Consider the following 26580-nt stretch of genomic DNA (forward strand, 5'->3'; position numbering starts at 1 on the left):
CATCAGTATCCGAAGTAGATACTGAGGAACAACAAACCCGCCAGGGGTGCGGTGGCCTGCTGAGAGGCGATATATGTTTTAATAAAGGCAGAGGATGCTTTGAGATATTCTTTTGCTGTATGCGGAGATATGCCGAGGATAGAAGCAGCTTCCTGCAACGATTTTCCTTCCAGCCGGCAAAGCCGGAAGATCATTTTTTTTCTGGGAGATAATTTTTCAATGGCATCGCTGATCAGGTGCAGCTGCATGTCTTTCAGAATAGCGAAGTTATCGTCGTCTGTAGATACAGGCTGTTCGGGGTGTAAGGCCAGCAGGCTTTTTTCTTTGGCGGCTGTTTTCAGGTATTGAATGGATTTATTATAGCTTACCACAAACAGCCAGCGGTCTACTTCGCTTGTCAGTGACAGTTTATGGCGGTTGTTCCATAATGCCAGAAATACCTCCTGCAGGATATCTTCTGCTGCTTCCTGTTGAGGAACCAGCTTGCAGATATTTTTGAACACGGCCTGGTGATATTGATGATAGATACTGTCGAATGCAGCAACTTCAGCTTTGTTGAGTAGCATAGTCATTTCTGGTGCACATATTTCTGACCACCAAAAATACTGTCAGGCAAACAAACAAAAATACTGGCCAGGTTATATTATGATTATCATTGCGTGTTAATATAAAAAAAGGGGGCTTTAGCCGGTATGCCCCCCCTTTTTTATTTGCTGGTTCCGGCCGGAGGTGCGGGCATCACTGCTTCCCGTTCATGGCACCAGGGGCCTCTGAAGTGCTGTATAGCCAGCCTGGTGAGCAGGATATTGGTGCCAATAAATAACAGGATCACCAATATGGCTGCGATCCTGCTCAGCGTAGCCAGGGCTGGTTTTTTAGAAAAACCACCGAATATGTATCCGATAATGAATACCATGCTCGCAACGAACAACAATCGGATCAAAACAAGAAATATCATAATTCTATAATTTAAAAGTTATTTGATTTTGTTCAGCAATGCCTGATCGTCGTTTTTTCCCCAATGAGGAAGATCATCTGTGCCGGCAGTACCGATATTTTTCAGGCTTTCTGTAGCCAGCTGCCTGGCCTGATCTTTATCACCGCCCCACATTTTAGGAGTGGCGTACTTCACCCACGCAGCAACATACAGTGCTCTTGGGTTTTGCGGATCCAGCGCTCTGGCCTGTTTCAGGTACTGGTCGGATGCCGTGCCATATTTCCGTCCGTATGTCATTGGGTTAATGAACACTTTGGTGCGATACACCATGCTTAACACGGTATAAGCTTCAGCCAGTTCTTTGTGTTGCCGTGCAGTATCCAGCAGGGAGATAGCTTTTTTGATTTGTTCTTCTCCCTGGTTGCTGTAGGGCTCTATTTTTTCTCCGTCGTCCTGAAGCAGGAACCCGATCTTAGCATTACATAGCGCTGCATAGTATGGGGCCAGCCAGGATGGGCTGCTGCTGGTAGCGGAGAATGTTTTTTCCAGTTGTTCGTAATCTTTCACTGTTTGTGCCTGATCCAGTTTAGCAATGAGTGCATGTAAATTGTTGTTTTGAGCAAAGCCTGTGTAGCAGCATATGATCAGGAGGAACAGGATGATGGATTGTTTTTTCATGTTTGTTTTTTTAAGATGATTATAAATTGTTGTCAAGAAAATCGCTTGTACGGTCTATGCCCAGACTCATGAATACGCCGATAAAAAATACCCTTGCAGCGGGAAGCGTTACTGGTTGTTTAATAAGCCCGTTGTAACTGTAATTGTATCCGAATACCTGCCTGTTGCCTGTCAGGTTGTTGATGCCGGCGGCGATGCCTGAAAAATCCTTCCATTTGCGGTTCTTAAAGAAGGAGCAGACGTAGGCAACGTGGAGGTTGCCAACGCTGTAAGGGCGTGTTGTGCCTTCATCAGTGATGAGGCCATTGTTGTTGATATTATAGTAGGGCCGCCCGGCAGCTACTGCCCAGGAAACATTCACGTAAGTGTTGATGTCCGGAAAGTATTTTTTGATGGCAATGGTAGCGGTATGTGGCGCTGCGAAGTAAGGCCTCAGCCTGTACGGATAGTTCAGGAAATCGCGTTTTGTATCGAGGTAGGTGTAAGTGACCCAGTAGTCGAGGTTTTTGAAGGTTTTCTTATCCCGCCAGAATAATTCGGCTCCCTGCGAATAGCCGTCACCGTTATTGTTAAGCTGAGGTGTTGTTTTTATCAGATCGCGGTATTGTTTGTAGTATAATTCAGCCCGTAAGAAACGGTTATTGGCTTTTCGTGTATAATTCAATACATAGTGGGTGGCGCTCGAGAAGCCGGGATTGTTGGGCTGGTACAGAAAGTCGCTGGCTGGCTCCTGGTAGAAGATACCATAGGCGAGGTTGAACTGGCTGCCATCGGGCATACGATAGCCGAGCCCGGCCCGGGGTGCGACCACCATTTTGCGCAGCAGGGACGAATACTCTGCCCGTACGCCGGCTTTAGCTGCCAGATTGGGAGCCAGATAGATATCCCCTTCTGCAAAAGCTGCGGTGAGGTGATCGGTCAGGTGAAGGAGACTGTCGTTGGACGTACCTTTGTCGTTGGTATAAAAATGTTCGGCGCCAAACCGCAATGCCTGGCCTCTTCCCATGAAGTGAGTGAATACAACTCTTGCCTGTGCAAAATCTGTTCGAATGTTACGCAGATTGTTTTTCCACGGCCAGGGCGATTCCACCGGTTTGTTCTTTTCATCGATCAGCGTAGTATGGGTTTGCTCCCGGTTGTAGCTGTAAGCAATCCCTGCGTCCAGCTTCCATTGATCGGAGAGCAGGCTGCGGTAACTGAGGTTGTGATAGCTGTTCCAGCCGTTCACTTTATAGCCTGCACGAAGTACGCTGCTGTCGATGTCCGGATTGTACATGCTTACGTTGCTATAGCTCCAGTTGCTGTAGTATTTCAGCATCCCGGTTTTACCGGTTTTGATGCGGAAGTTTATGTTGCCATCGAGGTACGAAGGACCGGTGAAATAATCGGGCTTTTGCGGGATGATCTTATTGTAGAGCGACTGATTGCTGTAATTGATATTAAACCCGAAGCTGCTTTTGTTATTCTTTGCCAGCTGCTGCATACCGGCACCAAGATTGCCGGTGAAGGCGCTGAAGCTGGCGGAAGTTTTCTCGGGCAGGTCGGTGCTTTCCATGATCAGTGCGCTGCTCATGGCATTACCATATAATGCAGAATAGCCGCCGGAGCTGAAGAGTATACCTTTGAAAAGAAACGGATTGATACGTGCATATTGCGTAACGCCGGGCACGGCAGGGTAGTTAGGCGTTTTCAGCAGGGTGCCGTCGATGAACTGGAGTGTTTCGTCGCCGGTGCCGCCGCGTACAAACAACCCGGCCTGTTCGCCTATCTGCTGTGCACCCGGAAGAGAGCGCAATGCCTGTGTAATATCAGCATTGCTGCCTGCAACAGTAACGGCATCGATAGGCGTGAGTGAAGCTCCTTTAGCTTTATCGCTGGCTTCAAATGCCCCGGCGCTTACTACTACTTCATGCAGCGCCCTTGTTTTCTTCGTTGTGTCCGAAGGTGTTTGCGCCGCTGCAGCAAAGCTTAAACATGTTATGGATAGCAGTATTGTTTTCATCGCCTGAAGTATGATCTGCAGGCAAAGCTATAGGGAAGTACAAGGGTAAATCTGGAGAAACGACATCACGGGAAAGTGTGGCGACAACACCGGTAAGATGCACTAATGCAGCAGCTTGTTTACATTCTCTTTGTAGAATTCGCTGACAGGAATTTCTTCCGCGCCAATGCAAACAAGATCCCGTTTGATAGCAGTTATTTTGCGGGTGGCCACGAGGTAAGATTTATGGGTGCGAATGAATGCACCTGATGGTAATTTTTCTTCCATCGCTTTCATGGTCATACGGGTGAGCACTGATTTGGTAGTACCGGAGAGATGGATTTTCAGATAGTCTTTCAGTGATTCAATATAAGTGATATCATCTGTGATGATCTTTACCTGTGTATATTCCACGTTCACAAAAAAAGAGTGTGGCCCGGCGCCGGCTGTGGGCGTCTGTTTGAGCCGGTACAGTTCTTGTGCGCGGGTGCAGGCTTTCAGGAAACGCTCAAAAGAGAAGGGTTTCAGCAGGTAGTCGACCACCTGCAGGTTGTATCCTTCCAGTGCGTATGATTCGTATGCCGTAACGAGGATCGCCATAGGTGGCTGTGGCAGCGATTGTAACAATTGCAGTCCGCTTAGTTTAGGCATTTGAATGTCGAGAAACATCAAATCTACCTGTTCGTGCTGTATCACATCCAATGCCTCCAATGCATTCCTGCAGGTTTTGACCAATTGCAGGAAAGGCACCTGGCGTATGTTGTCTTCCAGTAACTCCCGTACCAATTGTTCATCATCAACTGCAATACAACGTATCATGAGAGGGTAAGTATTAAAGTGACATGAAATACCGGTTCCTGCTTTACGATGGTTAATTTGTGCCGGCCGGGATAGAGTAATTGTAATCTTGATCTTACATTCGCCAATCCGATACCTGAGCTCTCATCCTTGCTGGCGGCGGGATCGGTATCAAAATGATTCTGTACTTCGAATAGCAGTGATTCGCTGTTAACAACAAGCCTGACTACGATATTGCCGGTGCCGTGTTTAAAGGCATTCTCCACAAAGGGTATCAGCAGCATCGGTTCTATGGCAGCATTGGCGTCGGCTTTTGTGGTGTCGATCTGGCTGTTGATATTGATCTCATTGCCAAAGCGCAGGCGCTGTAATGCTATATAGCTGTTGAGATACATGATCTCTTTCGACAGCAATACTTTCTTTCCAGTAGTATCATACAGCATGTAACGCATCAGGTCGGAAAGCATGATAAGTGCGGGTTCCAGCTGATCGGATTTTTTTCGTGCCAGCGAAACAAGATTGGTGAGCACATTGAACAGGAAGTGAGGGCTTACCTGGGAACGGAGAAATTTCAGTTCGCTGTTGAGTTGTTCTGCCCTTTTTTCCGACTGGATTTTTTCGTTCCTGATCTTTTCTGTAATGCGACAGTAAACGAGACTGATAAGATATATACCAACGGAAGGCGCAAAAACAAACCTATAAACGGTATAGTCTTTTGCCATTTCCGGGAACCAATGCGTCATGATGTTATACTTCAGCGGAAAAGAAATACCGATGAGTAACAACACAGCCGGGAAATATAGCCACCACCATTGTTTGTTCCACAGCCTGGGATAAATATATAAAGCGTGAATATAGAAGATCCCCATGTGTATCACGCCGGATATGGTGAAGAAAGGCCCGGGAATGGCTCCCATCCTGTAATTGCTGGCGGCATCTGAAACAAGATAGGGGAGCAGTAAAATAATACTCCATATGAGGATATGAAGTGTGATAACTACCTTTTTTACCTGAATACCTCTTTTCATTTTTATGTATAGAATAAAGCTACTGAATTTTTTCACGGGAATAGTAGTTGAGCGGGAGATGTAGACAACAACGGCATTTGTAGCGATAAAGCCGGCAGAAGTGCCGATGGGAAGTAATCATTACATTCAGAGAAAATAACATTAACACAGGTACAGGAAGTTGCTAATTTTGAACACGTAAAAAACCACTTATGATAAAACGAAGTCTGGGTACCTTATTGCTGTTATTAAGCACATATATCGTATTTGCACAAAAGTACGAGCCCAACTGGGCCTCTCTGAATAAGCGGGGGATTCCGGCCTGGTTCAATAACGCCAAATTCGGCATCTTTATACATTGGGGCGTTTATGCGGTGCCGTCTTACGCCGTAGTGGGCCCGGGAGGCTATTCCGAATGGTACTGGTACCGGTTGAGAAATCAGGACGATGCCACACATAAGCAGGTAGTTGCCTTCCAGGAGAAAAACTACGGTAAGGGCTCTACGTACGAAAGCCTGGAAAGCCAGTTTAACGCATCGCTGTTCAATCCTCAGCAATGGGCGGATGTATTCCGCCGCAGTGGTGCAAAGTATGTGGTACTTACCTCTAAGCATCATGAAGGCTACTGCCTTTGGGACAATAAGCAGGCGAATGAATCCTGGGGCCATTCCTGGAATGCGGTTACGGGAACGCCTAAACGTGATCTGCTGGGCGATCTGACGGATGCAGTGCGTAAGGAAGGCCTGCGCATGGGATATTACTATTCGTTGTACGAATGGTTTAACCCCGTTTGGCAGAAAGACAAGCAGCAGTACGTTAAAGAAGTGATGACACCACAGTTTAAGGATCTGGTGACCCGCTATAAACCATCCGTGATCTTCTCTGACGGGGAGTGGGATATGTCGGATACCGCCTGGCATAGTCCTTCGTTGCTGGCATGGTTGTTTAATGAGTCGCCCGTAAAGGATGAGGTAGTGGTAGATGACCGCTGGGGCAGTAATACCCGTGGTAAAAACAATGGCGCCACCTATCTTACTTCAGAGTATGGTTCAGGCATGCAGCCCGGTGTCATCTGGGAGGAAAGCCAGGGTATCGGTCAATCTTACGGCTACAACCGCATGGAAACGGCCGACGACTACAAGAAAAGCAGCGATCTTATCCTGATGCTGGTAGATATCGTATCCCGGGGCGGCAACCTGTTACTGGATATAGGCCCCACGGCAGATGGCCGGATTCCGGTGATCATGCAGCAAAAATTGCTCGACATTGGTAAATGGCTGGAAGTGAATGGAGAAGCCATTTATGATACCAAGCCCTGGAAAACCGATCGTCAGTGGAGCACCGGAAAACGACCAGAGGGCAAAGAGGCGAGCTTTATGTCGGGGTACAGTATTACCAACCTGGTGAAAAAATCTCCGGATCACGCCAATGTGGAGATGTTCTTTACGCAGAAACCTGGCGCTGTATACTGTTTTGTACCAGGTTACGAGCCTAAGGTTACCATCCGTGGGTATACCCCTTCCAGGAACACTACCATGAGCATTCTGGGCAGTAAAACGGCTAATAAGCCCATTAAATGGCAGCAGCAGGGTAAGGATTGTGTAGTAGATCTGAGTGGACTGAAGCCGGGGGAAGTGGGAGAGTTGTTTGTGGTGAAAATTACGAATTAGGAACTACGAAACAGAAAATAGCCCGAAGGCCTTAGCGGATAATATTTCCACTAAGGCCTTCGGGCTATTTTCTATTTCGTAATTCTTTTTAATAAAAAATAATTTTAAAAAGTATATTTTTAGATGACGGAGCCCTCTGCCGGTTCCCGGGATTTCACGTTATTGCTTGTCTGTACAGGCGGTATCCGTCAATATTTAAAAATATTTTTATTATGAGTATTTCAAGAAGAAATTTCCTGATGAAAGGTTCGCTCGCGCTGGCGGGCACCGCCCTGTTGTCGAAAAACCTGCTGGCAGGTACAGCTCCCCGTCCATTGCTGGGAGTACAACTGTATTCCATACGTGAAGATATGAAGAAGGATCCTTCCGGCACGCTGAAACAGCTGGCTGCAATGGGATATAAGAATGTAGAGCATGCAGGGTACGGCCAGCGTAAATTTTACGGTTATTCCGCTAAGGAGTTCCGGAAGCTGCTGGACGGTCTCGGCCTGAAAATGCCAAGTGGCCATACCGTAATGGGAAAGCAGCATTGGGATGCAGCAAAGAAAGATTTTACTGATGAGTGGAAACATACGGTAGAAGATGCGGCGATTGTGGGGCAGCATTACGTAATCAGCCCCTGGCTGGATGAAAGTCTGCGTAAAGACTATAATACCTTCCTGGGTTATATGGAAGTATTTAATAAGAGTGGGGAACTCTGCAAACGTTCCGGTATGAAATTCGGTTACCACAACCATGATTTCGAGTTCAGCCAGCAGTTGAATAACAAGAAGCTGTTCGACCTGATCCTGCAGCATACCGATCAAAGCCTGGTAGCCCAGCAGCTCGATATCGGTAATATGTACCATGCCGGTGGCCGCGCGCTGGATATACTCAAACAATACCCCGGCCGTTTTGAACTGATGCATGTGAAGGATGAGATCAAAGCTGCCAAAGGCGGAGAAATGGGCAGCGAATATGAAAGTACCGTACTCGGGAAAGGAATTATACCGGTGAAAGAAATCATCGATCTTGGTAAGAAAATGGGAGGTACCCGTCATTTTATTGTGGAACAGGAATCCTACCAGGGACAGGCTCCACTGGCCGCTGTGAAGGAAGATCTCGCGGTGATGCAGCAATGGGGGTACTAAGAAAACCACGTTCACATGAAATCAACATCTCTACTGGGCGCTATCATGACAATGATAGCGCCATCTATGATTTATGCGCAACAGATCCGCCTGCAGGGCGTTGAAAAAGAGCTGATTGCCGGTCCTGCTACTCAGGGGCAACGTGCACAGTGGCTCGACTCACTCCAACAGTGGCGCACACACGAAAAGAACAGATTACAATATAACGGTAACGAATACACCCGGAAAGAGCTGAGCAGCAATGGCGCCGTAGCTATGTATGCGCAGATCATGGCGCACGATCGTTTCCTATACGATCCGGTAAGCCGGAAATATACGGTAGACCGTTTCCTGAATGACCTGGAGCGGCGTTACGGCGGACTGGATGCCGTGCTGGTATGGCCTACTTATCCGAATATCGGTATCGACAACCGGAACCAGTTCGACCTCGTAGCCGCCATGCCGGGAGGAAAGGAAGGGGTGAAAGAAATGATCCGGCAATTCCATAAACGGGGCGTAAAAGTATTTTTCCCTATCATGATCTGGGATAATGGCACCCGCCGTATATCCATACCTATGGCCACTGCACTGATTCAGGAAATGAAGGAGCTGGGCGCCGATGGATTGAACGGAGATACCATGAATGGCGTTACAGAAGATTTTAAAGATGCGTATACCCTTGCCCGTTACCCGCTCGTTCTGCAACCAGAAATCCATATCCGCGACCTGAAAATGGTGGAGTGGAATACGATGAGCTGGGGTTATTACTGGAATAACTGGGGAGGCAAGTTTGAATATACTCCCGGCGTCAGCCTTTATAAATGGCTGGAACCCCGGCACCAGGTGCATATCACCGACCGCTGGGCGGTTGATAAGGTAAGTAATTTACAGTACGCTTTCTTCAATGGCATTGGGTATAATGCCTGGGAAAATATCTGGGGTGTCTGGAATCAGGTACCGGAGCGTTATGCGGCAGTCATCCGGCGAATCAGGATGATCTACCGGCAGTTTCCGGATGTCTGGAGCAGCGAAAAATGGGAGCCGCATGTGCCGGTACAGCAGGCAGGTGTGTTCGCATCGGTGTTCCCGGGTAAGGCTGCCACAGTGTATACGCTGGTGAACCGCGACAATACCGCGAAAACGGGCCCTCAGATCCGCCTGCCGCATCGCGCAGGAAATCGTTACTATGATGCCTGGAATGGTGTGGAGCTGCAGCCGGAAGTAACGGGAAATGAAGCGCAGCTCAGTTTCCCGATGGAAGGTAATGGCTATGGCGCTGTAGTGGTGGTTAACGGCAACGCAGCTACGAAAGTACTGCAACGTTTCCTGGAACAGGTTCATCAGCTGGCACAAACACCTGTCAATAACTTACCGGATACCTGGAATCCACTGCCACAGCAGATCACAGATCTGCCGGCTACTCCGAAGCCCGCAAAAGCGCCGGAAGGCATGGTGCTCATACCCGCTACCGATGCATATCGTTTTGTTTCGGAAGGGGTGATGATAGAAGGAAATGAATTGCCTGCCGCCATCGGCGTACAATATCCGTGGGAACAGCATCCGCAGCGGTCGCACGAGCATACGATGCCGGTGAAATCATTCTACATCGATCGCTACCCGGTCACCAACCAGCAGTTCAGGCGATTTATGGATGCTACGCATTACCATCCGGTAGATGATTACAATTTCCTGAAAGACTGGAAAAACGGTATGTATCCAGCTGGTTGGGAGCAGAAGCCTGTTACCTGGGTGAGTCTTGAAGATGCGAGAGCTTATGCCGCCTGGGCGGGCAAACGCCTGCCGCATGAATGGGAATGGCAGTATGCGGCCCAGGGAACAGACGGGCGGGCCTTCCCATGGGGAGCAGCCAACCCGGCCAATATGCCGCCAACAGATACTACCAGGGAGCCGGTGGGCCCGGCTAACGTTGACGCCTATCCCAATGGCGCCAGCCCATTCGGTGTCATGGATCTTACCGGTAACATCTGGCAATGGACCGATGAATATACAGATACACATACCCGTTCGGCCGTGCTGAAAGGCGGTAGCTACTATCGTCCGCAAACCTCGAACTGGTATTTCCCCCATGCAAAGGAGCTCACACGCCACGGAAAATACCTGCTGATGTCGCCGGGAATGGACCGTGCAGGCACGCTGGGATTCCGTTGCATAGTGGATAACTGATAACAAGCAGTGAACAATGAACAATGAATAGTTAATATTGCCTTTAGATCTCATTATGAAAAAACAATTATTAACAGGTCTTGCAACCTGGCTTCTATCAACCGGCATATGCGCTGCGCAGGCGCCGCGTATCTATAAAATATGGACTCCCGCCACTACCGACTCCGTATATGCGTTGGAGGGGCAGGGATGGAAATCCGGGTTGAAGAATTATTACGACAGGCTGCCGGCGAGGGCAGAAGGGAAAGTACGCGATCATGTCTGGCATTTATCCAATAGCAGTGCAGGGTTGAGCCTGCGTTTCAGGAGCGATGCAGACGAAATTATTGTGAAATACAAAGTAGGGGGCGATAAAGCGATGCCGCATATGGCTGCCACCGGCGTGAGCGGCGTGGATATGTATGCCAGGAGTGTTGATGGAAATTGGTTATGGTGCGCAGGGCGATACGATTTTGGTGATACAGTGGTGTATCGTTTTGAGGGATTGCGGAAGAATGACCAGCATGTGAAGAATACCGAGTACACTTTATATCTCCCGTTATATAATTCAGTACAATGGCTTTCGGTGATGGTGCCGGAAGAAAGCATGATAAAACCTCTGCCGGTTCGCAAAGAAGCGCCAATAGTAGTGTACGGTACTTCTATTGCGCAGGGGGCCTGTGCATCGCGTACGGGCATGGCGTGGACCAATATCCTGAGCCGGAAACTGGAAAGCCCGGTGATCAACCTGGGATTTTCCGGCAACGGCCGGCTGGAGAAGGAAGTCCTGGATTTCGTAGGCGAACTGGATGCACGTGTATTCGTGCTCGATTGCCTGCCGAATCTTGTTCAGCAGGAATATGCAGGAGCAGTACTAAAAAAACGTATAACCGACGCTGTTAGCCAGCTGCAGCAAAAGCACCCCGGTACGCCAATCTTACTGACAGATCACGACGGATACACCAATGAAGGTACCAACATAGCGAGGAAAGAAAGCTATGAACGGGCCAATACCACGTTGCACGAAGTGATGGATTCGCTCACAAAGGCGGGCGTGAAAAACATTTACCTGCTCACTAAGGCGGATATAGGCCAGGATATTGAGAGCATGGTAGATGGTACCCACCCCAATGATATTGGGATGATGAACTACGCAAATGCCTACACGAAGAAGATCAGGGAAATTCTGCATATGCCGGCGGGAACAACATCCACCACTATACCCATTACACAACGTCGTGATGCTGCCACGTATGATTGGGAAACCCGGCACAATGAGGTGATGGAATATAACAAGACACACCGTCCGGATGTTGTATTCATCGGCAACTCCATCACACATTTCTGGGGTGGCAATCCGGTTGCCCGTGTAAGAAACGGCGTCACCTCGTGGAATAAATACTTTGAGCCGAAGAACCCGCTGAATATGGGCTTTGGCTGGGACCGTGTAGAGAATGTGCTCTGGCGCGTACAACACGGAGAGCTGGACGGCATTGCTCCGCATGATATCGTCATGCTGATTGGTACCAATAATCTGCAGATAAATTCTGACGAAGAGATTACCACCGGGATCAGGTTTCTGTTGAAGGAAATCCAGGCCAGGCAACCATCTTCCAAAATCATTCTGCTGGCCATTCTGCCCCGCAGAAATATGGAAGGCAGGGTAGCCGGCATCAATAAGCTGATTGGCAAACTCGCTGATAAAAAGAATATCCGGTTCCTTGATGCAGGTAAGCAATTCCTGAAGGCGGATGGGAAAATAGATGAAAGTCTTTTCAGTGATGGCTTACATCCGAATGAGGCGGGTTATGAAAAAATTGCGAAACTAATAGCTGCCAGCCTCTAGTGCTGGCAGTTAGCGCTTAGTGGCTGTTTTCGAGCCAGCTCTTGAATTCCGTAACCCTCTCACGGCTAATAATAACATCAGTATCAACATCGGGCGTTAATTGAAGAATTAATCTGCTATTGTAATAAGTAGTAATTTTTTTGATGGCATCTATTTGAATGATAAACTGCCGGTTGATCCGGAAGAACTGGTGTTTGTCCAGCAGCTTCTCGATCTGATCAAGTGAGTAGTCGAGCGGAACGCGCTGATTGCTGACGGTTGTAGCCCAGGTAGTTCCTTTGGCAAACTGCAGCCAGGCAATGTCCTTTGCTTTGACATAGATCAGCTGGTTGTTGATCCGTCCGATGAAACGGGCACTGTCGCGGCGAAGGAATTCTTCTGCCAGCCTGCTGATATCCAGTGTATAGTTCCTGGCAGGCCTGAATTGCTCATACTTCCTGAGGGCATTGCGCAGTTCTTCAAGGTCGATCGGTTTCATTAAATAATCGATGCTGTTTACCTTGAATGCCTGTAAGGCAAAGCCGTCATATGCAGTGGTGAATATGATGGGCGTTTGTACGCTTGTTTTGCTGAAGAGCTCGAAACAGTTGCCATCCGACAGCTGAATGTCCATCAACATCAGATCAACGGGGTGTTGCTGTTCCAGCCAGCGGATGCCGTCTTCCACGGATGTGATCACAGCGGCCACCTCTACTTCAGGCTGACACTTCTGCAATAGTTGTATCAGGCGCTCGGCGTTGTGTATTTCGTCTTCAAAAATTACAACCTTCATGACGCATTTATAATGGGTAGTTTGACAATAAACATTTCATTTTCCTTCAGGATCACGATATTACTATTACCGATCAGCGCATAGCGGTTTTGTATATTTTCCAGGCCTATTCCGGAAGAAATTTCCGGATGGGCCTTGGGCCGCATGTGATTAGATACGATGAGGAAATTATCGTCGTGCTCTACACGGATCACCAGCGGATCATGGGCAGAAAACCGGTTGTGCTTAATAGCATTCTCTATCAGCAATTGCAGGGTAACCGGTGGTATCAGCCCTTTGGTACGTACCTTATCCGAAATTTCCGCAACAAACTGTATGCTTTGCTGATGCCGGATACGGATCAGGAAAAGATAAGAATCCAGGAAATCGAGTTCCGTTTGTACGGGTACGAGGTTCTCAAATTTCTTGTCCAGTATATACCGGTAGGTTTTGGCCAGTTGCGTGATGTAATCGGCCGACAGGTCGGGGCTCTTATACACCAGGTTGGTCAGCACACTAAGAGAGTTGAAGAAAAAGTGTGGATCTATCTGGTTGCGCAAAGCATCGTATTTCGCCTGTATGTTTTCGCGCATCAGCCGCTCTGTCTGGAGCTGGTATTCCTTCCAGCCGGAGTAGTAAAATATAATGCCGTTGAAAGCCAGTATCAGCAGGTAAAACATGAATGCCCCGAAATTTAATTCGTAACTGAAGCGCCTGACGCTTTCCCAGGCTTCGTAACGATGAAAAAACAATGCATCCATACCGGCATACCAAAGACCGAACAGGAAAGCCGCCAGCAGCCCGTATATCAGGAGGATACCACAAAGCAGTATCAGTCGCCCGGAGGCATTTTTGTTCATCGTCTTCTTATCTATTCGTGTAGCCAGCCACGTTGCACCTTCCCAAACAATGAGGCCTACAACAACATAGCAAAAACTGAACACCTGTCCTCTGAAATCCATTATCTGCCATTTTGTAATAAATGTCTGATCGAAGGATTTAAAGATGGTGCTGAAGGTGTACAGTATCAGTATCCTGGACAGATACAGGAACAGCTTACTGGAAAATAATTTTTCATTCGCCTGGAAGTTCATCTGGTTGTTTGTCTGGTTCTAAAAATAGTTATTTTCCTTAAACCAGTTGAATGCCCCTGATACAGCGGCTTCCACCGGAGTGTACCGCACCTGCAGGTCACGTTCCGATTTTTTACCGGAGTAGTAGTTATCCAGGCATAACAAGTAAGCGGTCGTATAGTTCAATTTCGATGAAATACCGGGGATAGAGCCGAACAGCCCGGCAGCCCTGAGTATAAACGCCGGTATCTTTATTTGCAGCTGTTTTTTGCCGGATATTTTTCTCAGCAGTCTGAAAAACTCGCCGTAGCTGAGGTTGTGGCCGGCCAGGAGATAGCAGTCACCTGCCTTCCCGTTTGTAATAGCGCTGATAATACCCTTACATACATCCCTGATATGTACGAAGTTTTTCCCGCCCGGCGGATAGAAGAGCAGCCGGTGTTTCAGACCATACAGGATAAGTTTGCCGGAGCTGGGTTTCACATCCTGCGGACCGATCATAAAAGTTGGATTCACTACCACAGCCGGCAATTGCCGGGCTACTACCTGTTCCAGCACATATTGCTGAGCAAGGTATTTGCTGTTGATATAACCTGAGTTGGCGTTGAACAATGTAAATCCGTTCAGCTCATTTCCCGGGTTGTTTTTGTTGCCGGGACCAATGGTATTGGCAGTGCTTACATAAATGAGCCGCTTTACCTGGCGGACGAGACAAGCCGCTACAATATAGCGGGTAGCCGTAAAATTAGCCTGTTCATAAGCATCAAAGGAAACGCCCCATTGTTCCGTAATACAGGCGGCATGGATCACAATATCACAGCCTTTTACAGCCTCCATAACATCTTCCTGGTTATCGATACTCCCGAAAAAGATTTCACAGGGGATATCAGCGATGCATTTTATATCTGCCGAAGGCCTTATCAATACTTTTATATCATAACCTATCCGGTATAATTCCCGTGTAAGGTTGGAACCCAGGAAGCCACTGGCGCCGGTGACCAATACTTTTTTCATTTTTCAGAGAGATAAAGAATAAGGAATTTCTTTTTTCACTTCCCGGGATACCAGTTTCAGTCGCAATGTGAGCGGCAGCAGCTGCATCAGGGTGTGATTTACTTTGTTCATAATGCCGGGAATAATCACCGGGGCGCCTGCGAGTGTTCTTTTCAGTGCAATCTCTGTCAGTGCGGGAGTAGACAACAGTCCCATTTTTCCTTTCAATCCCTGGCTGATAATACGCCGGGAAGTATGGGAATTGGTCATGATTGGACCGGGATAGACCACGCTTACATGTACCCCTGTATTATCCAGCTCCTCTTTTAGTCCGAGGAAGAAAGAAGAGATAAAAGCCTTCGACGCCGGATATACCGTTTTATAAGCGATGGGCGTGAAAGCAGCCATGCTGGCTATATTCATGATATAACTCCTGGGATGCTGCAGCAGATGCGGAATCAGGAGATGCGTCAGCAAAACAGTGCTGCGTACATTGAGCATGATAATATCGTCTATCCGTTCCAGTGAGGTAGTGGTAATGGAAGATGTGCCACCCACACCGGCGTTGTTGATCAGAAAATCGATGCGATGCTGCGCTGTAATGATTTGTAATTGTTGTTTCAGCATGTCACTGTCCGACAGGTCGAACTCAAATACGCGAACCTTCACATCATACTCCAGTTCCAGGTTTTCGGCTACAGAAAGAAGGTTGCTGCCGGGAAGTGCGATAAGTATAACGTTTCTGCCCATACGTGCGCACTGGATGGCGAATTCCCTGCCCAGGCCGGAACCAGCGCCGGTAATGAGCGTATAGTTATTGTTTGACATATACTTTATTTTCGAGCAGGCCCCTGAATTTGCTCATGGTCCTGAACAGGTTATCGTGAATGATCGGATCCGATACCCAGCGGGGAATCCTGCGACTGCGGTCCGTAGTTACCAAGTAGGTAATTTTCAGTTCTCCCGGAGCAGCAGGCTCTATCAGCCATTTGCCGCGGGTGCCGGTGATACGGGTAGTTTTATTATACAGCGGAAAGCGGCTATCGGCAATGCTTTCAAACGCCACCTCAGCGGCATCACTGCCCGAAAGGGCATGGTACTGGTAAAGCAGCAGGCAGTCCTGATCATCGACCGGCCAGGGAATATCGTACCGGATATACGTTATCCAGTTGGTGGTCTGTGGAGCGGGTACGATCTTATATTCGCTGGCATTGGTATTCCAGGCCTTGCCTCGGGCCTGATCCCTGAACAGGCCTATCACTGCCGGGATTTCGGTCTTTACAAAAAATACTGCCTTGATTTCGCGGACATTGTCTCCGTTACTTCCGGGAATCCAGCGCTCATACAGGGAGATCGCCTGATCGTGTTTCACCAGCTTAAAATCGCCCGTATCCACCCAAAGGGACCTGATAAAAATAATGCTGCTCATCAATAAAACAGGTAGGTGTGCCATACATCATCATTTACTGCAAAAATGCGCAGGCTGGCACGGGCGGCCAGCGATTTTCCGTTGAATTGTAGGATAAGCACCCTGACCTGTAGATATCTTTGTTAGGAGTAATGAAGGAATATTTATATATTAATTTTGTGGAAAGGCAATCGAGCCCGCATCCTATACAAAAATATCCCTTATATGAACTGGCAGAAAAAACTGATATTGAGCTATAGCCTGTTACTGAGCCTCTCTGTTGTAGCACAGCATAATAGTAACGCTGCTGAAGAAAAGAAAAAAGAGGCAGTTCAACTGATGGACAATGGCAATCCCGATGCCGCTATCGCGTTATTGGACGAGGCCCTGAAGCTGGATCCCGATAATCCGGCCATCATCTACGAAAAGGCAGCCGCCTTTTATATTAAGCAGGATTATAAGGCCGCCCGGAAGATCCTACGGGGGCTGTTGAAGAGAGATGACCCGGGCAGCGGGTATACCAGTTATTGGGGAATTGTGAAGATTTGCTCGGGAATACCAAAGATGCCATTGATACCTATGAAGATGGTCTGAAGCGCTATCCGGCTGCCGGGAACCTTTACCTGGAAAGGGGAGTGATGGAGATAAAGAAGGAAGATTATAGCAAAGCCGTTCAATTCTTTGAAAAAGGGATAGAACAGGCGCCTATGTTTTCTTCCAACTATTACTGGGCCGCACGATTATTTTGCCTGGGATCGGCCCAGAAATACTGGGGAATGATATACGGGGAGTTGTTTATGAACCTGGAGTCTGGTTCAAAACGAACAGCAGATATCAGTAAAATTCTCTACGATACTTATAAATCACAGATCCAGTTTCCAACAGATACGAGTATCAGCGTGCATTTTGCGGGGCCGATGACCATCAATATTAATTATAATCCCAAGGATGGGGCAAATGCGTTGGCTGAGTTGCTGAATCAGGCAAACAATATGAAACAGATGTACGGCACAAGGGTATATGAACCGGTGCTGAGCCTGGCATTGGCGGGGGAGAAGCGTATTGACCTGGCATCATTAAACCGTGTACGCACACGTTTTCTGGATGTGTACGAACAGCAGGGGCATCAGACCAGACAGCCGGTGGTATTGTTCGATCGTCAACGGGAAATCAGGACGGCCGGGCACCTGGAGGCTTATAATTACTGGTTGCTGAGCGAAGGGGATAAAGTCGCTTTCAATCATTGGCAACTGGCTAACGATGCCAAATGGCAGGCTTTTGTGGATTGGTTCAGGGAACATGCGATCAGTATTACCGACGATAATAAATTTAATATGGAGAAGTACTAAGTTTTATTAATTTGTCCGCCGGCTGCCTGTCAGGTAGCCGGCGGGCTTGTTTATAGTCTTGCCTAAACTAACAAGTGAATATGAAAAAATACCTGATACTAGCGGTGGCTATCTTTGGCAGTATAACCACTACTGCACAGCAGGCTTGTCCTGTAATTCCTCTGCCGGCAAAGGCAGAAAAGGCGGCGGGAACATTTAAACTGAGTGATAAGACCATCATTGTTACAGCAGATACTTCGTTGCAGGAGTTGGCCCGCTACCTGCAGGAAGAGCTGTTGCAGCGTTTTCACGTGCAGGCAGCAATCGGTGCGGGAACATCATCTTCCGTTATTAAACTGGCAAAGGTTCATACAGCAACTAACGCAGAAGGATATACGCTGCATATGAACAAAAAAGCAGCAGAGATACAAGCCGTCGATAAAGAAGGTGTATTCAACGGGATATCTACTTTGTTGCAGCTGGTATCGGCCGGTACGCCGGCAGCCGTTAGCTGCTGGAATATCGCGGATGCGCCGTTGTATCACTGGAGAGGGCTGATGCTGGATGAGTCCAGGCATTTTTTCGGAAAAGCAAAAGTGAAGCAGCTGCTTAACTGGATGGCATTCTATAAACTGAACCGCTTTCACTGGCACTTAACAGATATGCCAGGTTGGAGACTGGAAATTAAGAAATACCCGTTGCTGACCACCGTAGGAGGGATTGGTAATTATGCAGACCCCAAGGCACCGGCAGCGTATTATACACAGGAAGATATCAGGGAGATAGTAGCCTATGCAGCGGCCCGTTATATTGTAGTGATCCCTGAGATAGATATGCCCGGGCATGCAGGAGCGGCTAACAGGGCTTATCCGGCATTTGATGGAGGGGGGACAGATAAGTATCCGCAGTTCACCTTCAACCCGGGCCGGGAAGGAACTTATGCCTATCTCGCAGATATACTAACGGAAACGGGTAAACTATTTTCGGCAGGGATCATACATCTCGGCGGAGATGAGGTAACATTTGGAAATGCAGGCTGGGATAAGGATACCGGCATTATACGGCTGAAGCAAACTTATGGCCTGAAAGACAGGAAGCAGGTAGAAGACTACTTCATTCAACGTATGGCCGATACCGTATTAAAGCTGCATAATAAAGTGATGGCCTGGGATGAAATAGCTACTGCTACTTTGCCTCCTGACAGTACCATAGTATGCTGGTGGCGGCATGAGAAGCCGGAGAACCTGACGATGGCGCTGAATAAGGGGTACAGCGTGGTGATATGCCCGCGTTTACCTTTCTATTTCGATTTCGTACAGGACAGCTCCCATAAGATCGGGCGCCGCTGGGCGAAAGGAGAGTTCAATAAGCTGCAGTCGGTCTACGATTTTTTGATGTCGAAAGTGCCGGCCACGGTGGGGCATGAGTCCGGCATACTGGGGATACAGGCCTGTTTATGGTCTGAAACAATTCACAGTAACAACCGGCTCGATTTCCTATTATTTCCAAGGATTGCCGCGTTGGCGGAAACAGCCTGGACAGCTGCGGGCAGGAAGGATTTCAAAGCATTTGAACAGCGTTTAAAAGCGCAGCTGCCGCTGTATGATCAGGATAAACTGTATTATTTCAATCCGTTTGTTCCGGAACAGCACAAAGAATCAGGGAAGGGAACGGAGTATATAGATTAGCGTGTCGGTTTTGTTCTATTCTTATCCGCGGGATGGCGGTAATATTGCCATGGGAATCAAAAAAAATCCCCGGAAAATAAAATGAAAACTATTTTACTGGCCCTGGCCCTGATCACTACCTCCCTTGTAACCGGGGTATTTTATGCCTTTGCCGTTTCGGTGATCCCTGCATTTTCGCAGTTATCAGATGCTACGTATATGGATGCCATGCAGCAGATAAATATCGCCATCGTAAATCCTGCTTTTTTATTGAGCTTTATGGGAGCGCCGGTGTTGCTGCCGGTGGTGACGTGGTTATATTCCCGTCCGGCTTTTACGCGGCGTTCCGCGTTATTGCTGGCAGCCACAGTGATTTTCGTGATCGGCACCTTTGGGGTGACTGTTGCGGGGAACATTCCGTTGAATGATAAGCTGGCGGCTTTTCAGTTACAGGGAGCAACCGCAGCGCAGATCAGGGCAGCCCGCGGGGCTTTTGAAGGTCCGTGGAATAGCTTACATATGGTGCGAACCCTGGCAGGGATGGTGGCATTGGTGTTGGTGGTAGCTGCCTGTCTTACGAAAGACAAACAATCTTCGTAAATTTATATCCATGCAATACCTGACCATTCCGCCACCGGCACATTTAGCAGACATTATCCGGTTTTTCTGGGTAATGAACAGCGAAACCGGCTATACCCACTACGGTATGGCCGATGCCTGTGTAGAACTGGTATTCCATACCCGCGGCCATTTTGATGAAATTGATGAGAAGGGAGAACGGAGTAAGTCGTTCACTGCCGGATTGCACGGGGCCTCGCATGTATTGCGTCGTTACACGATAGAATCGGGTTTTGGTATTTTCGCGGTATATTTCTATCCGCAGGCAATACCACTTTTATTTTCGTTACCGGCCTGTGAGCTGGCAAATGAAACGGCAGAGCTGGGGTATCTGTTAAAATCTGTGGGGAGTGAGTTAGAAGAGCGCATTGTGCTGGCGAGAAATACGAAAGAGCGTTGTGAGATCATCTGCAGGTTTACAGAACAGCGTCTGGCAGCGGTGCGAATGGCTGAGCTTCCCGTGTTTTCAGCTATCCGGGAAATCATTCATCAGGCGCCGGTGGAGCGTATAGCGGCGTTGTCGAAGCGTTATTATCTTTCCGAGCGGCAGTTTGAGCGGCAGTTCCGGCAATATGCAGGATTATCTCCAAAGATGTTTGCAAGGATAGTGAGGTTCCAGGCAGCGGCCTCTTTCTACGAGGCTGATAAAATGAGCCTGGGGAATATTGCATTGGAATGCGGCTACTATGATCAGGCGCATTTTATCAACGAGTTCAAATTCTTTTCCGGATTGCATCCGAAGGTTTTTTTCTCAGGGCAGTCAGAAGCCACCGCCTGGCGGGATGTATAATGTCGGTTTTTTCCAATTTTATCTCTTGTGGCAGTTGCAACTTTGCAGGAGCAAACAAATCTAAAAAGAAAAGTTATGAAATTACCAGCAGGACATCAGCGCGTCATACCTTATCTGATCTTAAAAGATGCAGAAGGTTTTTTCAAGTTTACAACCAGTGTATTTGATGCGAAGGAGACATTCCGTAGCTACCGCGAGGAGACGAAAGTATTGAGTCATTGTGAAATTGCCATTGGCGACTGCGCAATCATGTTCGCCGAAAGCACCGCCAACTGGGGCGTTGAGAATGCGGGGTTATTCGTTTATATGGATGATCCTGATGCGGCGTTTAACAAGGCCATAAAAGCGGGAGCAACGGAAGTGATGCCGATGACGGATCAGCATTACGGTCGTTCAGGAGGCGTGAAAGATCCGTTTGGGAATACGTGGTGGATCACAGGAGTTACGAATTAGCAATTACGAATTTGAGCGGAGAATGGCTGGTACGGTAGTGCCGGCCTTTTTTATTGAGATGATTTACTACTAGCGTGTATTCGTTTACGTTATATTCTGTTTCAATGTTAAGTTTTTATTATCGCCATATAACCGCAGTGGGAGCAACTAAATTGGCAGAATGCGTTGTTTCCACCAGCGCGGATTGACCAGGTGGGCGAGCCTGTGTCAACCGATGAGCTGTTTGTATCACCCACTAAATTAGAGTAAGAATGATTATAGACTATCCTGCCACTATGAGATTTCTGCTATCGGCCGCTTCCGACACGATTACAACATCGATACAACAATTGCCGCTGCATTATCAGCATTTAGCCATAAAGGAGGCAGCGGTAAAGTATATGGAAACGGACAGCGGGGATTACATTATCCAGGAGTTGCAGAGCAGGCATTGGGCGATTGGCTGGCTGACTTTTTCCATGCAGCATCCGGCAATAGTGCGGGCGGTGACAGACCGGCCGATGGTAGCCATCGTTTGCGTACCAGTGGGGAAGGTATCTGTTGAATTGCCGGGATATGGAAGTTTCACCTTGCAGAAGGGTAAATTCGGATTCGGGTATATGCCACCGCATCTGGAGTGCGGTATTTTCCTGACAGAATCGCGGAGTGAGATGGTATATTGTTCTTTTTCTCCCGAGTTTTTGTTGTCGTTTGCAGCACAGCATCCGGCTTTTCAGCAGCTTTACGAAGCGCAGCGAAACGGAGCAGCAGCGGGGGATGTATTGCCGGTTTTCAGGATGGGAGTAGAAGAAAGAAAAATACTGGATGCCATCAGGCATTGCACCTTAACGGGGCCGGCCCAGCTTATTTTCCTGCATGCCAGGATCAATGATTTGCTGATCAGCTACTTTACTGTACTGGAAACGGTAGATAAGCAGGAGGTGCGGCAGGAGAGCCAGCGGCAACGATTGATGGAAACGGAGTTATTCATCCGGGAGAACTATCATTTACCGTTGAGGATGCAGTTCCTTAGCCGGAAAGCCGGGATGAACCTCCGGACATTTGAAAAAGGTTTCAAGGGATTGTTTGGTGTAAAGGCAAAAGAATATATAGAACATCTGCGGGTGAAACAGGCATCAGAGCTACTGCGAAATACAGACATGCCGGTTACTGCGATCGCATATCATGTGGGATTTGCCGGCACCAATTATTTTTCATTCGTATTCAAGAAGATACACCATTGTTCACCGAGGGAATTCCGGCGCAGGCATGCGCAGCAAAAGATGGATAAAGGCGAATTTTTGTAAGTTTTTTTATTCGAATTATTGAACATTATATTAAGATTAAGTTTTGATCTTTACATAGACGCGGAAAAAAAGAATGATAGCAAGTTACCTGTTGAATTAAAAGACAGCCCTCAGAATAACGAATTTTATATATGCCAATGAAATCCTTGATATCTGGTTAACGCCATAGTATTTGCAGTACCTCATCATTGATATTCATTCCACGCCGGTGGAGGAGTAGGCGAAATCGCCTGCCCGGAAATGAATTGTTTTACCAGTTTTAAAGAAATGATTATGAAGAAAAGTGTCGTAGTTGATGCTATTAGTTATTTATTGGTGTTGTTGTTTACGTATACGGGGGTGACGAAGTTGTGGGACCAGCATGCATTCATGGTTCAGCTAAGGCAGCATCCATTGTTGCATGACCATGTTGCTTACTTCGTGCCTACTATACCGGCAATCGAAGTACTGATTGTTTTTTGTCTGCTCATACCCAGGTTCCGGAGAAAGGCGCTGGTAGCTTCGGCGGTATTGATGGGTATTTTTACGATTTACGTGGCTTATATGGTGATAAGATATCCTCGTGTGGATCTGCCCTGCTCTTGTGGAGGGGTAATGAGGTTGATGAGTTGGCCACAGCATCTGGTATTTAACGCGTGTTTTACTGTGATGGCGATTATTGCGGTGGTGATGGATAGGAGCAACAGGCAGGAATTCACAGGAAGTAAAATACAGATGGTATGAGAGGGGTGATGATGGTGCTATGTTGCTGTGTGATATTGCAGGCCTGTGTTTTCCGGAAGAAAAGCCAGATACCGGTTTTTAATATACTGATGCCGGATAGTACAACGGTGTTTAGTACGGGGAAGATACCGGAGGGGAAGGTGACGATGTTGGTTTTTTTTAGTCCGTATTGTGAACATTGCCAAAGTGAAACCTATGATCTTATCAAACATATAGATGGTTTAAAGGAGATCCACTTTTATTTTATCAGTATAGAGCCGATAAGCCGAATAAGAGAGTTCACGGAGTTTTATCGACTGCAGCAATATTCTAATATAGTGGTAGGACAGGATTATCAGGGTGTTTTTGTGAAATTGTCCGGGTTACGGACTATACCATCATCATTAGTTTACGATCAACATCGCCAATTGAGATGGACCCTTAAGGGAGAGTTTAATATCGATATGTTGAAAGGTTATCTGAAAGAGTTTAAATAGTTAATTATGCCGATTGATCCAAAAGATGAAGTTGTTTTCGGGTTGGTACCGGAAAGGCAAAAGAAACGGAAATTTACAGATTTTTCTGAGGTACTGACTGGTTATGGAATTGAATTTCAGAAAGAGGGATTTTATTTGAAAGTAGGAGAAATAAAGCAGGTACAAGGTTGGATAATACATCTATCGGTATCTGAATACAATCTGGCGGAACTGGCGAGTGTGTTGATCCCCATATTCATGAAGTTGGAGGTGCCATTTTATATTATTCGGGACACTGAAACAGGACGGCATTTACAGAACGGGGATCTGGGGTATGAGAGACTGGGTAAAACAATTGCCTTATATCCGCAAGAATATACAGATATTATTTTATTAGCTAAACAGATGATAGAGCTAACCGAGGGGATCAGAGGACCATTTATTCCAACAGATAGGCATTTGGGGGGCATAGTGTATACTCGTTATGGAAGCTACAATCCTGTAAAGCTGCCCGAATCCCCAGGGAAGCGATTTATTTATAATATAGCAGGGACATTGGTATTAGATGAGTATACCTTCCCATTTGTGCCTCCAGTTGATGTATCATGGCCTTTTGAAAGCATAACACCGGTATTACCGCCGCGTCAGGGGAAACTGCTGAAAGACAAATACAAATTACTTACAGTGATTAAAGATGATGTAAAGGGACAGGTAATAAAAGGGATTTATATGAAAGGGTTTCTGAATATCCGACAATGTATTATCAAAGAGGGAAAAAAAAATATGTGGATGGATGACTATGACAGGGATATTCAGGACCGGCTACGATGGCAATTTGAATTGTATAATGATTTACGGGGAATTATTCCAATGCCTGAGATCTTTGATTTTTTTGAAGTAAATGGAGATCAGTACCTGGCGATGGAATTTATTAGAGGAACTTCGCTGGAGAATATAGTGTACTCTTCATATATGGGCCGGAACTGGAAGGAACTGCCCTTGGAGAAAAAGGTGCTGTTGTTGGATTATCTGATTAAGGTGATGAACATTATAGCGCAACTTCATGAAAAGAAGTATGTTCATCGCGATATTTCTCCGGCGAATTTCCTCATTGATAAAAAGGGACAGATATTTTTGATAGACTTGGAATTATCCTATTCACTAAAGAAAGGGGAAAAGGAACCTCCATTCAGACTCGGTACTTGGGGATATATGTCGCCAGAACAGATAGCGGCAAAAATTCCTACCGTTGCTGAAGATTTATATGCAATCGGAGCACTAATGATATTTGTGATGACGGGAATGCCGCCTACAAAATTCAACATAAAGGAGAAACAACATTTGCTAAGCAATGTCAACCTATTTATAGGCAGTGAGGAAATAAGTACGTTAATAGCAGACTGTGTATCTACATCGCCGTATATCCGGCCTACTGTTGAAGTTATTATTGATAAGATAATCAACTACCGGGAGCAACTTGTTACAGGTAAATATAGCGAGGTTTATCCCGTGGCACAAAAACCGGAGGGATCACAAATCGATTTGCTTATCAATTCAGGGTTGAATGGCCTGCGGAAAAATAATTGCCTGACAGAGGATTTGATGTGGGATTCTATTGTGGTTCCTGAAATTAGCTACCGGCATGGCAATATATCAAGGGCGTACTTACCGAATCTGTATAATGGTATATCCGGAATTACCTATTGTATTGCCATAGCCCGTCGCATGGGATATGATGTATCTGAGTTGATACAACCATATGAGAAATGTATGGAATTTCTCCATGATTGGTTAACAAAGCCGGAGAAGCAGTTATATGGATTTTACCATGGGCGGGCCGGTATTGCGGTTGCTATAGCAGCCGCCTTAGACGTATCGTTGGTGGAAGATGGACGTAAGTGGGCGTTACTGTTACAGAATTGCTTTGACGAACCCGCCCAGGGCATGAACTTTGCCAATGGAATTTCGGGTCAGGGAATGGCACTGTTGTTAAGTGAGCAATGGGTTGAGCAGGATAAAAAAAATACGCTGTTGAGTCAATATGTTGAGAGATTATTGACTAGCCAATTGAAGGATGGTTCATGGCCAATAGAGGCAAGGAGTCATAATAAGGGCTTAATGGATATCAGCTTTGCGAAGGGGATACCAGGTATTGTTACTTTTCTCTTGGCCTATATCCAAATTATTCCGCATGAAGGTGTTGCATTGGCAATTCGGAGAGGATTAGCCTGCCTGGAGAAAATGGGAAGACGCCGTAATGGGCATTATTTTGAAGAAAAGAAGAATACGGAATATGCTTATTGGTATAGTTTCGAATATGGTGTACCTGGAATAGCATTTTCATTTATAAGAGCATATAAACATTTTAGCGATCCGCTCTACAAAAAGGTAGCCACATCAATATTATCGGAACTGCCGGATTTTCCTCTTGGATTGGATTTTTCTCAAGCAGGAGGACTAGCTGGTGTAGGAGAAGTGTATCTGGAATCCGCTGAGATATTTGGAGAGACGGTGTGGCAAGACCGTGCCGATATAATTGTTGACATGCTGCAACGATTTGCGATAACTAATAAAGGTGGATATACGTATTGGCCAATATCTTTTGGTAACGCGCCCGTCACGGATCTGATGACCGGGAATTGTGGTATTATACATTTTTTAATGAAGTACAGAATGAAGCAACAGATCCCATTTTTATTGACAAGGTAATTTTTTACTTTCTAATTTGAATGATATGAGACATATAAAATTATTCATAGGAATAGGTACATTGGCACTAGGGGTTGCGGGAGCATTTGCAACAATGGCTACTAATAGCCGGTATGCGATGGGGAAGGTATGGACCA

25 protein-coding genes are annotated in these 26580 nt (G+C 46.9%); 14 read left to right on the forward strand and 11 right to left on the reverse strand.

Annotated elements, in window-relative coordinates; genetic code table 11:
- Window positions 1–2 precede the first annotated feature (2 nt).
- From UNH61_RS09350 to UNH61_RS09375, 6 genes are all read right to left on the reverse strand, one after another.
- Window positions 3–572: a sigma-70 family RNA polymerase sigma factor gene (locus UNH61_RS09350; RefSeq protein WP_326991825.1), complete on the reverse strand. Its 570-nt coding sequence runs from the start codon at window positions 570–572 to the stop codon at window positions 3–5.
- Window positions 573–706: 134 nt separating this feature from the next.
- A complete protein-coding gene (locus tag UNH61_RS09355; protein ID WP_326991826.1) occupies window positions 707–958 on the reverse strand; it encodes a hypothetical protein in 252 nt (83 codons plus the stop codon).
- Between the two features lie 18 nt (window positions 959–976).
- The gene (locus tag UNH61_RS09360; RefSeq protein WP_326991827.1) at window positions 977–1615 is read right to left on the reverse strand and encodes a hypothetical protein; all 639 of its coding nucleotides are present in this window, start codon (window positions 1613–1615) and stop codon (window positions 977–979) included.
- Between the two features lie 19 nt (window positions 1616–1634).
- Window positions 1635–3617: a TonB-dependent receptor plug domain-containing protein gene (locus tag UNH61_RS09365; RefSeq protein ID WP_326991828.1), complete on the reverse strand. Its 1983-nt coding sequence runs from the start codon at window positions 3615–3617 to the stop codon at window positions 1635–1637.
- Window positions 3618–3719: 102 nt separating this feature from the next.
- Entirely contained in the window at window positions 3720–4415 is a 696-nt protein-coding gene (locus tag UNH61_RS09370) for a LytTR family DNA-binding domain-containing protein (RefSeq protein WP_326991829.1), read from the reverse strand.
- Complete coding sequence (locus UNH61_RS09375) at window positions 4412–5422, reverse strand: histidine kinase (protein ID WP_326991830.1); 1011 nt, start codon at window positions 5420–5422, stop codon at window positions 4412–4414. Before UNH61_RS09375 ends, UNH61_RS09370 begins: the two co-directional genes overlap by 4 nt.
- A 191-nt stretch (window positions 5423–5613) precedes the next feature.
- Here UNH61_RS09375 and UNH61_RS09380 point away from each other — a divergent pair, with 191 nt between their 5' ends.
- From UNH61_RS09380 to UNH61_RS09395, 4 genes are all read left to right on the forward strand, one after another.
- A complete protein-coding gene (locus UNH61_RS09380; protein WP_326991831.1) occupies window positions 5614–7071 on the forward strand; it encodes an alpha-L-fucosidase in 1458 nt (485 codons plus the stop codon).
- A 212-nt stretch (window positions 7072–7283) separates the two neighbouring features.
- Complete coding sequence (locus tag UNH61_RS09385; RefSeq protein WP_326991832.1) at window positions 7284–8201, forward strand: TIM barrel protein; 918 nt, start codon at window positions 7284–7286, stop codon at window positions 8199–8201.
- 15 nt (window positions 8202–8216) lie between these two features.
- A complete protein-coding gene (locus UNH61_RS09390; RefSeq protein ID WP_326991833.1) occupies window positions 8217–10364 on the forward strand; it encodes an SUMF1/EgtB/PvdO family nonheme iron enzyme in 2148 nt (715 codons plus the stop codon).
- A gap of 55 nt (window positions 10365–10419) precedes the next feature.
- Entirely contained in the window at window positions 10420–12189 is a 1770-nt protein-coding gene (locus UNH61_RS09395) for an SGNH/GDSL hydrolase family protein (protein ID WP_326991834.1), read from the forward strand.
- Window positions 12190–12205: 16 nt separating this feature from the next.
- Here UNH61_RS09395 and UNH61_RS09400 read toward each other — a convergent pair whose 3' ends face one another.
- Genes UNH61_RS09400 through UNH61_RS09420 form a run of 5 tightly spaced genes read right to left on the reverse strand, consistent with a single transcriptional unit; the run spans window position 12206 to window position 16459 of the window.
- A complete protein-coding gene (locus tag UNH61_RS09400) occupies window positions 12206–12961 on the reverse strand; it encodes a LytTR family DNA-binding domain-containing protein (protein ID WP_326991835.1) in 756 nt (251 codons plus the stop codon).
- Window positions 12958–14034 (reverse strand): histidine kinase, encoded by a 1077-nt coding sequence (locus tag UNH61_RS09405; protein ID WP_326991836.1) that lies wholly within the window; start codon window positions 14032–14034, stop codon window positions 12958–12960. The genes UNH61_RS09400 and UNH61_RS09405 overlap by 4 nt, the downstream gene beginning before the upstream one ends.
- An 18-nt stretch (window positions 14035–14052) precedes the next feature.
- Complete coding sequence (locus UNH61_RS09410; protein WP_326991837.1) at window positions 14053–15027, reverse strand: NAD-dependent epimerase/dehydratase family protein; 975 nt, start codon at window positions 15025–15027, stop codon at window positions 14053–14055.
- A gap of 3 nt (window positions 15028–15030) precedes the next feature.
- On the reverse strand, window positions 15031–15834 hold the full coding sequence (locus UNH61_RS09415; RefSeq protein WP_326991838.1) for an SDR family NAD(P)-dependent oxidoreductase: 804 nt from the start codon (window positions 15832–15834) through the stop codon (window positions 15031–15033).
- Window positions 15821–16459, reverse strand: a complete 639-nt coding sequence (locus tag UNH61_RS09420) for an START domain-containing protein (protein WP_326991839.1) — start codon at window positions 16457–16459, stop codon at window positions 15821–15823. The genes UNH61_RS09415 and UNH61_RS09420 overlap by 14 nt, the downstream gene beginning before the upstream one ends.
- Window positions 16460–16639: 180 nt before the next feature.
- On the opposite strand from UNH61_RS09420, the gene UNH61_RS09425 reads away from it, so the two are divergent.
- From UNH61_RS09425 to UNH61_RS09470, 10 genes are all read left to right on the forward strand, one after another.
- Window positions 16640–17008 (forward strand): tetratricopeptide repeat protein, encoded by a 369-nt coding sequence (locus UNH61_RS09425; protein ID WP_326991840.1) that lies wholly within the window; start codon window positions 16640–16642, stop codon window positions 17006–17008.
- Complete coding sequence (locus UNH61_RS09430) at window positions 16960–17763, forward strand: hypothetical protein (protein ID WP_326991841.1); 804 nt, start codon at window positions 16960–16962, stop codon at window positions 17761–17763. Before UNH61_RS09425 ends, UNH61_RS09430 begins: the two co-directional genes overlap by 49 nt.
- A gap of 80 nt (window positions 17764–17843) precedes the next feature.
- The gene (locus UNH61_RS09435; RefSeq protein ID WP_326991842.1) at window positions 17844–19430 is read left to right on the forward strand and encodes a beta-N-acetylhexosaminidase; all 1587 of its coding nucleotides are present in this window, start codon (window positions 17844–17846) and stop codon (window positions 19428–19430) included.
- Window positions 19431–19511: 81 nt separating this feature from the next.
- Window positions 19512–20009: an anthrone oxygenase family protein gene (locus UNH61_RS09440; protein ID WP_326991843.1), complete on the forward strand. Its 498-nt coding sequence runs from the start codon at window positions 19512–19514 to the stop codon at window positions 20007–20009.
- A 10-nt stretch (window positions 20010–20019) separates the two neighbouring features.
- Window positions 20020–20817 (forward strand): helix-turn-helix transcriptional regulator, encoded by a 798-nt coding sequence (locus tag UNH61_RS09445; protein WP_326991844.1) that lies wholly within the window; start codon window positions 20020–20022, stop codon window positions 20815–20817.
- Between the two features lie 75 nt (window positions 20818–20892).
- Window positions 20893–21270 carry a VOC family protein gene (locus tag UNH61_RS09450; protein WP_326991845.1) on the forward strand — a complete coding sequence of 126 codons (378 nt, stop codon included), beginning with the start codon at window positions 20893–20895 and terminating at the stop codon, window positions 21268–21270.
- 251 nt (window positions 21271–21521) lie between these two features.
- Window positions 21522–22556, forward strand: coding sequence for an AraC family transcriptional regulator (locus UNH61_RS09455; RefSeq protein ID WP_326991846.1), 1035 nt, complete (start codon window positions 21522–21524; stop codon window positions 22554–22556).
- Window positions 22557–22829: 273 nt separating this feature from the next.
- Complete coding sequence (locus UNH61_RS09460; RefSeq protein ID WP_326991847.1) at window positions 22830–23279, forward strand: MauE/DoxX family redox-associated membrane protein; 450 nt, start codon at window positions 22830–22832, stop codon at window positions 23277–23279.
- Window positions 23276–23755, forward strand: a complete 480-nt coding sequence (locus UNH61_RS09465; RefSeq protein WP_326991848.1) for a hypothetical protein — start codon at window positions 23276–23278, stop codon at window positions 23753–23755. Before UNH61_RS09460 ends, UNH61_RS09465 begins: the two co-directional genes overlap by 4 nt.
- Window positions 23756–23761: 6 nt before the next feature.
- Window positions 23762–26443 carry a lanthionine synthetase LanC family protein gene (locus UNH61_RS09470; RefSeq protein ID WP_326991849.1) on the forward strand — a complete coding sequence of 894 codons (2682 nt, stop codon included), beginning with the start codon at window positions 23762–23764 and terminating at the stop codon, window positions 26441–26443.
- Window positions 26444–26580: the final 137 nt, after the last annotated feature.

The organism is Chitinophaga sp. 180180018-3, from assembly GCF_037893185.1.
In the GTDB taxonomy this organism is placed as follows: domain Bacteria; phylum Bacteroidota; class Bacteroidia; order Chitinophagales; family Chitinophagaceae; genus Chitinophaga.

Excerpts from the sequence above, each read along its gene's own strand:
- UNH61_RS09375 (WP_326991830.1), bottom strand. The coding sequence starts at position 5,422 with ATGAAAAGAGGTATTCAGGTAAAAAAGGTAGTTATCACACTTCATATC.
- UNH61_RS09445 (WP_326991844.1), top strand. The coding sequence starts at position 20,020 with ATGCAATACCTGACCATTCCGCCACCGGCACATTTAGCAGACATTATC.
- UNH61_RS09440 (WP_326991843.1), top strand. The coding sequence starts at position 19,512 with ATGAAAACTATTTTACTGGCCCTGGCCCTGATCACTACCTCCCTTGTA.
- UNH61_RS09415 (WP_326991838.1), bottom strand. The coding sequence starts at position 15,834 with ATGTCAAACAATAACTATACGCTCATTACCGGCGCTGGTTCCGGCCTG.
- UNH61_RS09350 (WP_326991825.1), bottom strand. The coding sequence starts at position 572 with ATGACTATGCTACTCAACAAAGCTGAAGTTGCTGCATTCGACAGTATC.
- UNH61_RS09370 (WP_326991829.1), bottom strand. The coding sequence starts at position 4,415 with ATGATACGTTGTATTGCAGTTGATGATGAACAATTGGTACGGGAGTTA.
- UNH61_RS09435 (WP_326991842.1), top strand. The coding sequence starts at position 17,844 with ATGAAAAAATACCTGATACTAGCGGTGGCTATCTTTGGCAGTATAACC.
- UNH61_RS09405 (WP_326991836.1), bottom strand. The coding sequence starts at position 14,034 with ATGAACTTCCAGGCGAATGAAAAATTATTTTCCAGTAAGCTGTTCCTG.
- UNH61_RS09465 (WP_326991848.1), top strand. The coding sequence starts at position 23,276 with ATGAGAGGGGTGATGATGGTGCTATGTTGCTGTGTGATATTGCAGGCC.
- UNH61_RS09450 (WP_326991845.1), top strand. The coding sequence starts at position 20,893 with ATGAAATTACCAGCAGGACATCAGCGCGTCATACCTTATCTGATCTTA.
- UNH61_RS09380 (WP_326991831.1), top strand. The coding sequence starts at position 5,614 with ATGATAAAACGAAGTCTGGGTACCTTATTGCTGTTATTAAGCACATAT.
- UNH61_RS09365 (WP_326991828.1), bottom strand. The coding sequence starts at position 3,617 with ATGAAAACAATACTGCTATCCATAACATGTTTAAGCTTTGCTGCAGCG.
- UNH61_RS09390 (WP_326991833.1), top strand. The coding sequence starts at position 8,217 with ATGAAATCAACATCTCTACTGGGCGCTATCATGACAATGATAGCGCCA.
- UNH61_RS09470 (WP_326991849.1), top strand. The coding sequence starts at position 23,762 with ATGCCGATTGATCCAAAAGATGAAGTTGTTTTCGGGTTGGTACCGGAA.
- UNH61_RS09400 (WP_326991835.1), bottom strand. The coding sequence starts at position 12,961 with ATGAAGGTTGTAATTTTTGAAGACGAAATACACAACGCCGAGCGCCTG.
- UNH61_RS09355 (WP_326991826.1), bottom strand. The coding sequence starts at position 958 with ATGATATTTCTTGTTTTGATCCGATTGTTGTTCGTTGCGAGCATGGTA.
- UNH61_RS09425 (WP_326991840.1), top strand. The coding sequence starts at position 16,640 with ATGAACTGGCAGAAAAAACTGATATTGAGCTATAGCCTGTTACTGAGC.
- UNH61_RS09420 (WP_326991839.1), bottom strand. The coding sequence starts at position 16,459 with ATGGCACACCTACCTGTTTTATTGATGAGCAGCATTATTTTTATCAGG.
- UNH61_RS09360 (WP_326991827.1), bottom strand. The coding sequence starts at position 1,615 with ATGAAAAAACAATCCATCATCCTGTTCCTCCTGATCATATGCTGCTAC.
- UNH61_RS09410 (WP_326991837.1), bottom strand. The coding sequence starts at position 15,027 with ATGAAAAAAGTATTGGTCACCGGCGCCAGTGGCTTCCTGGGTTCCAAC.
- UNH61_RS09385 (WP_326991832.1), top strand. The coding sequence starts at position 7,284 with ATGAGTATTTCAAGAAGAAATTTCCTGATGAAAGGTTCGCTCGCGCTG.
- UNH61_RS09455 (WP_326991846.1), top strand. The coding sequence starts at position 21,522 with ATGATTATAGACTATCCTGCCACTATGAGATTTCTGCTATCGGCCGCT.
- UNH61_RS09460 (WP_326991847.1), top strand. The coding sequence starts at position 22,830 with ATGAAGAAAAGTGTCGTAGTTGATGCTATTAGTTATTTATTGGTGTTG.
- UNH61_RS09395 (WP_326991834.1), top strand. The coding sequence starts at position 10,420 with ATGAAAAAACAATTATTAACAGGTCTTGCAACCTGGCTTCTATCAACC.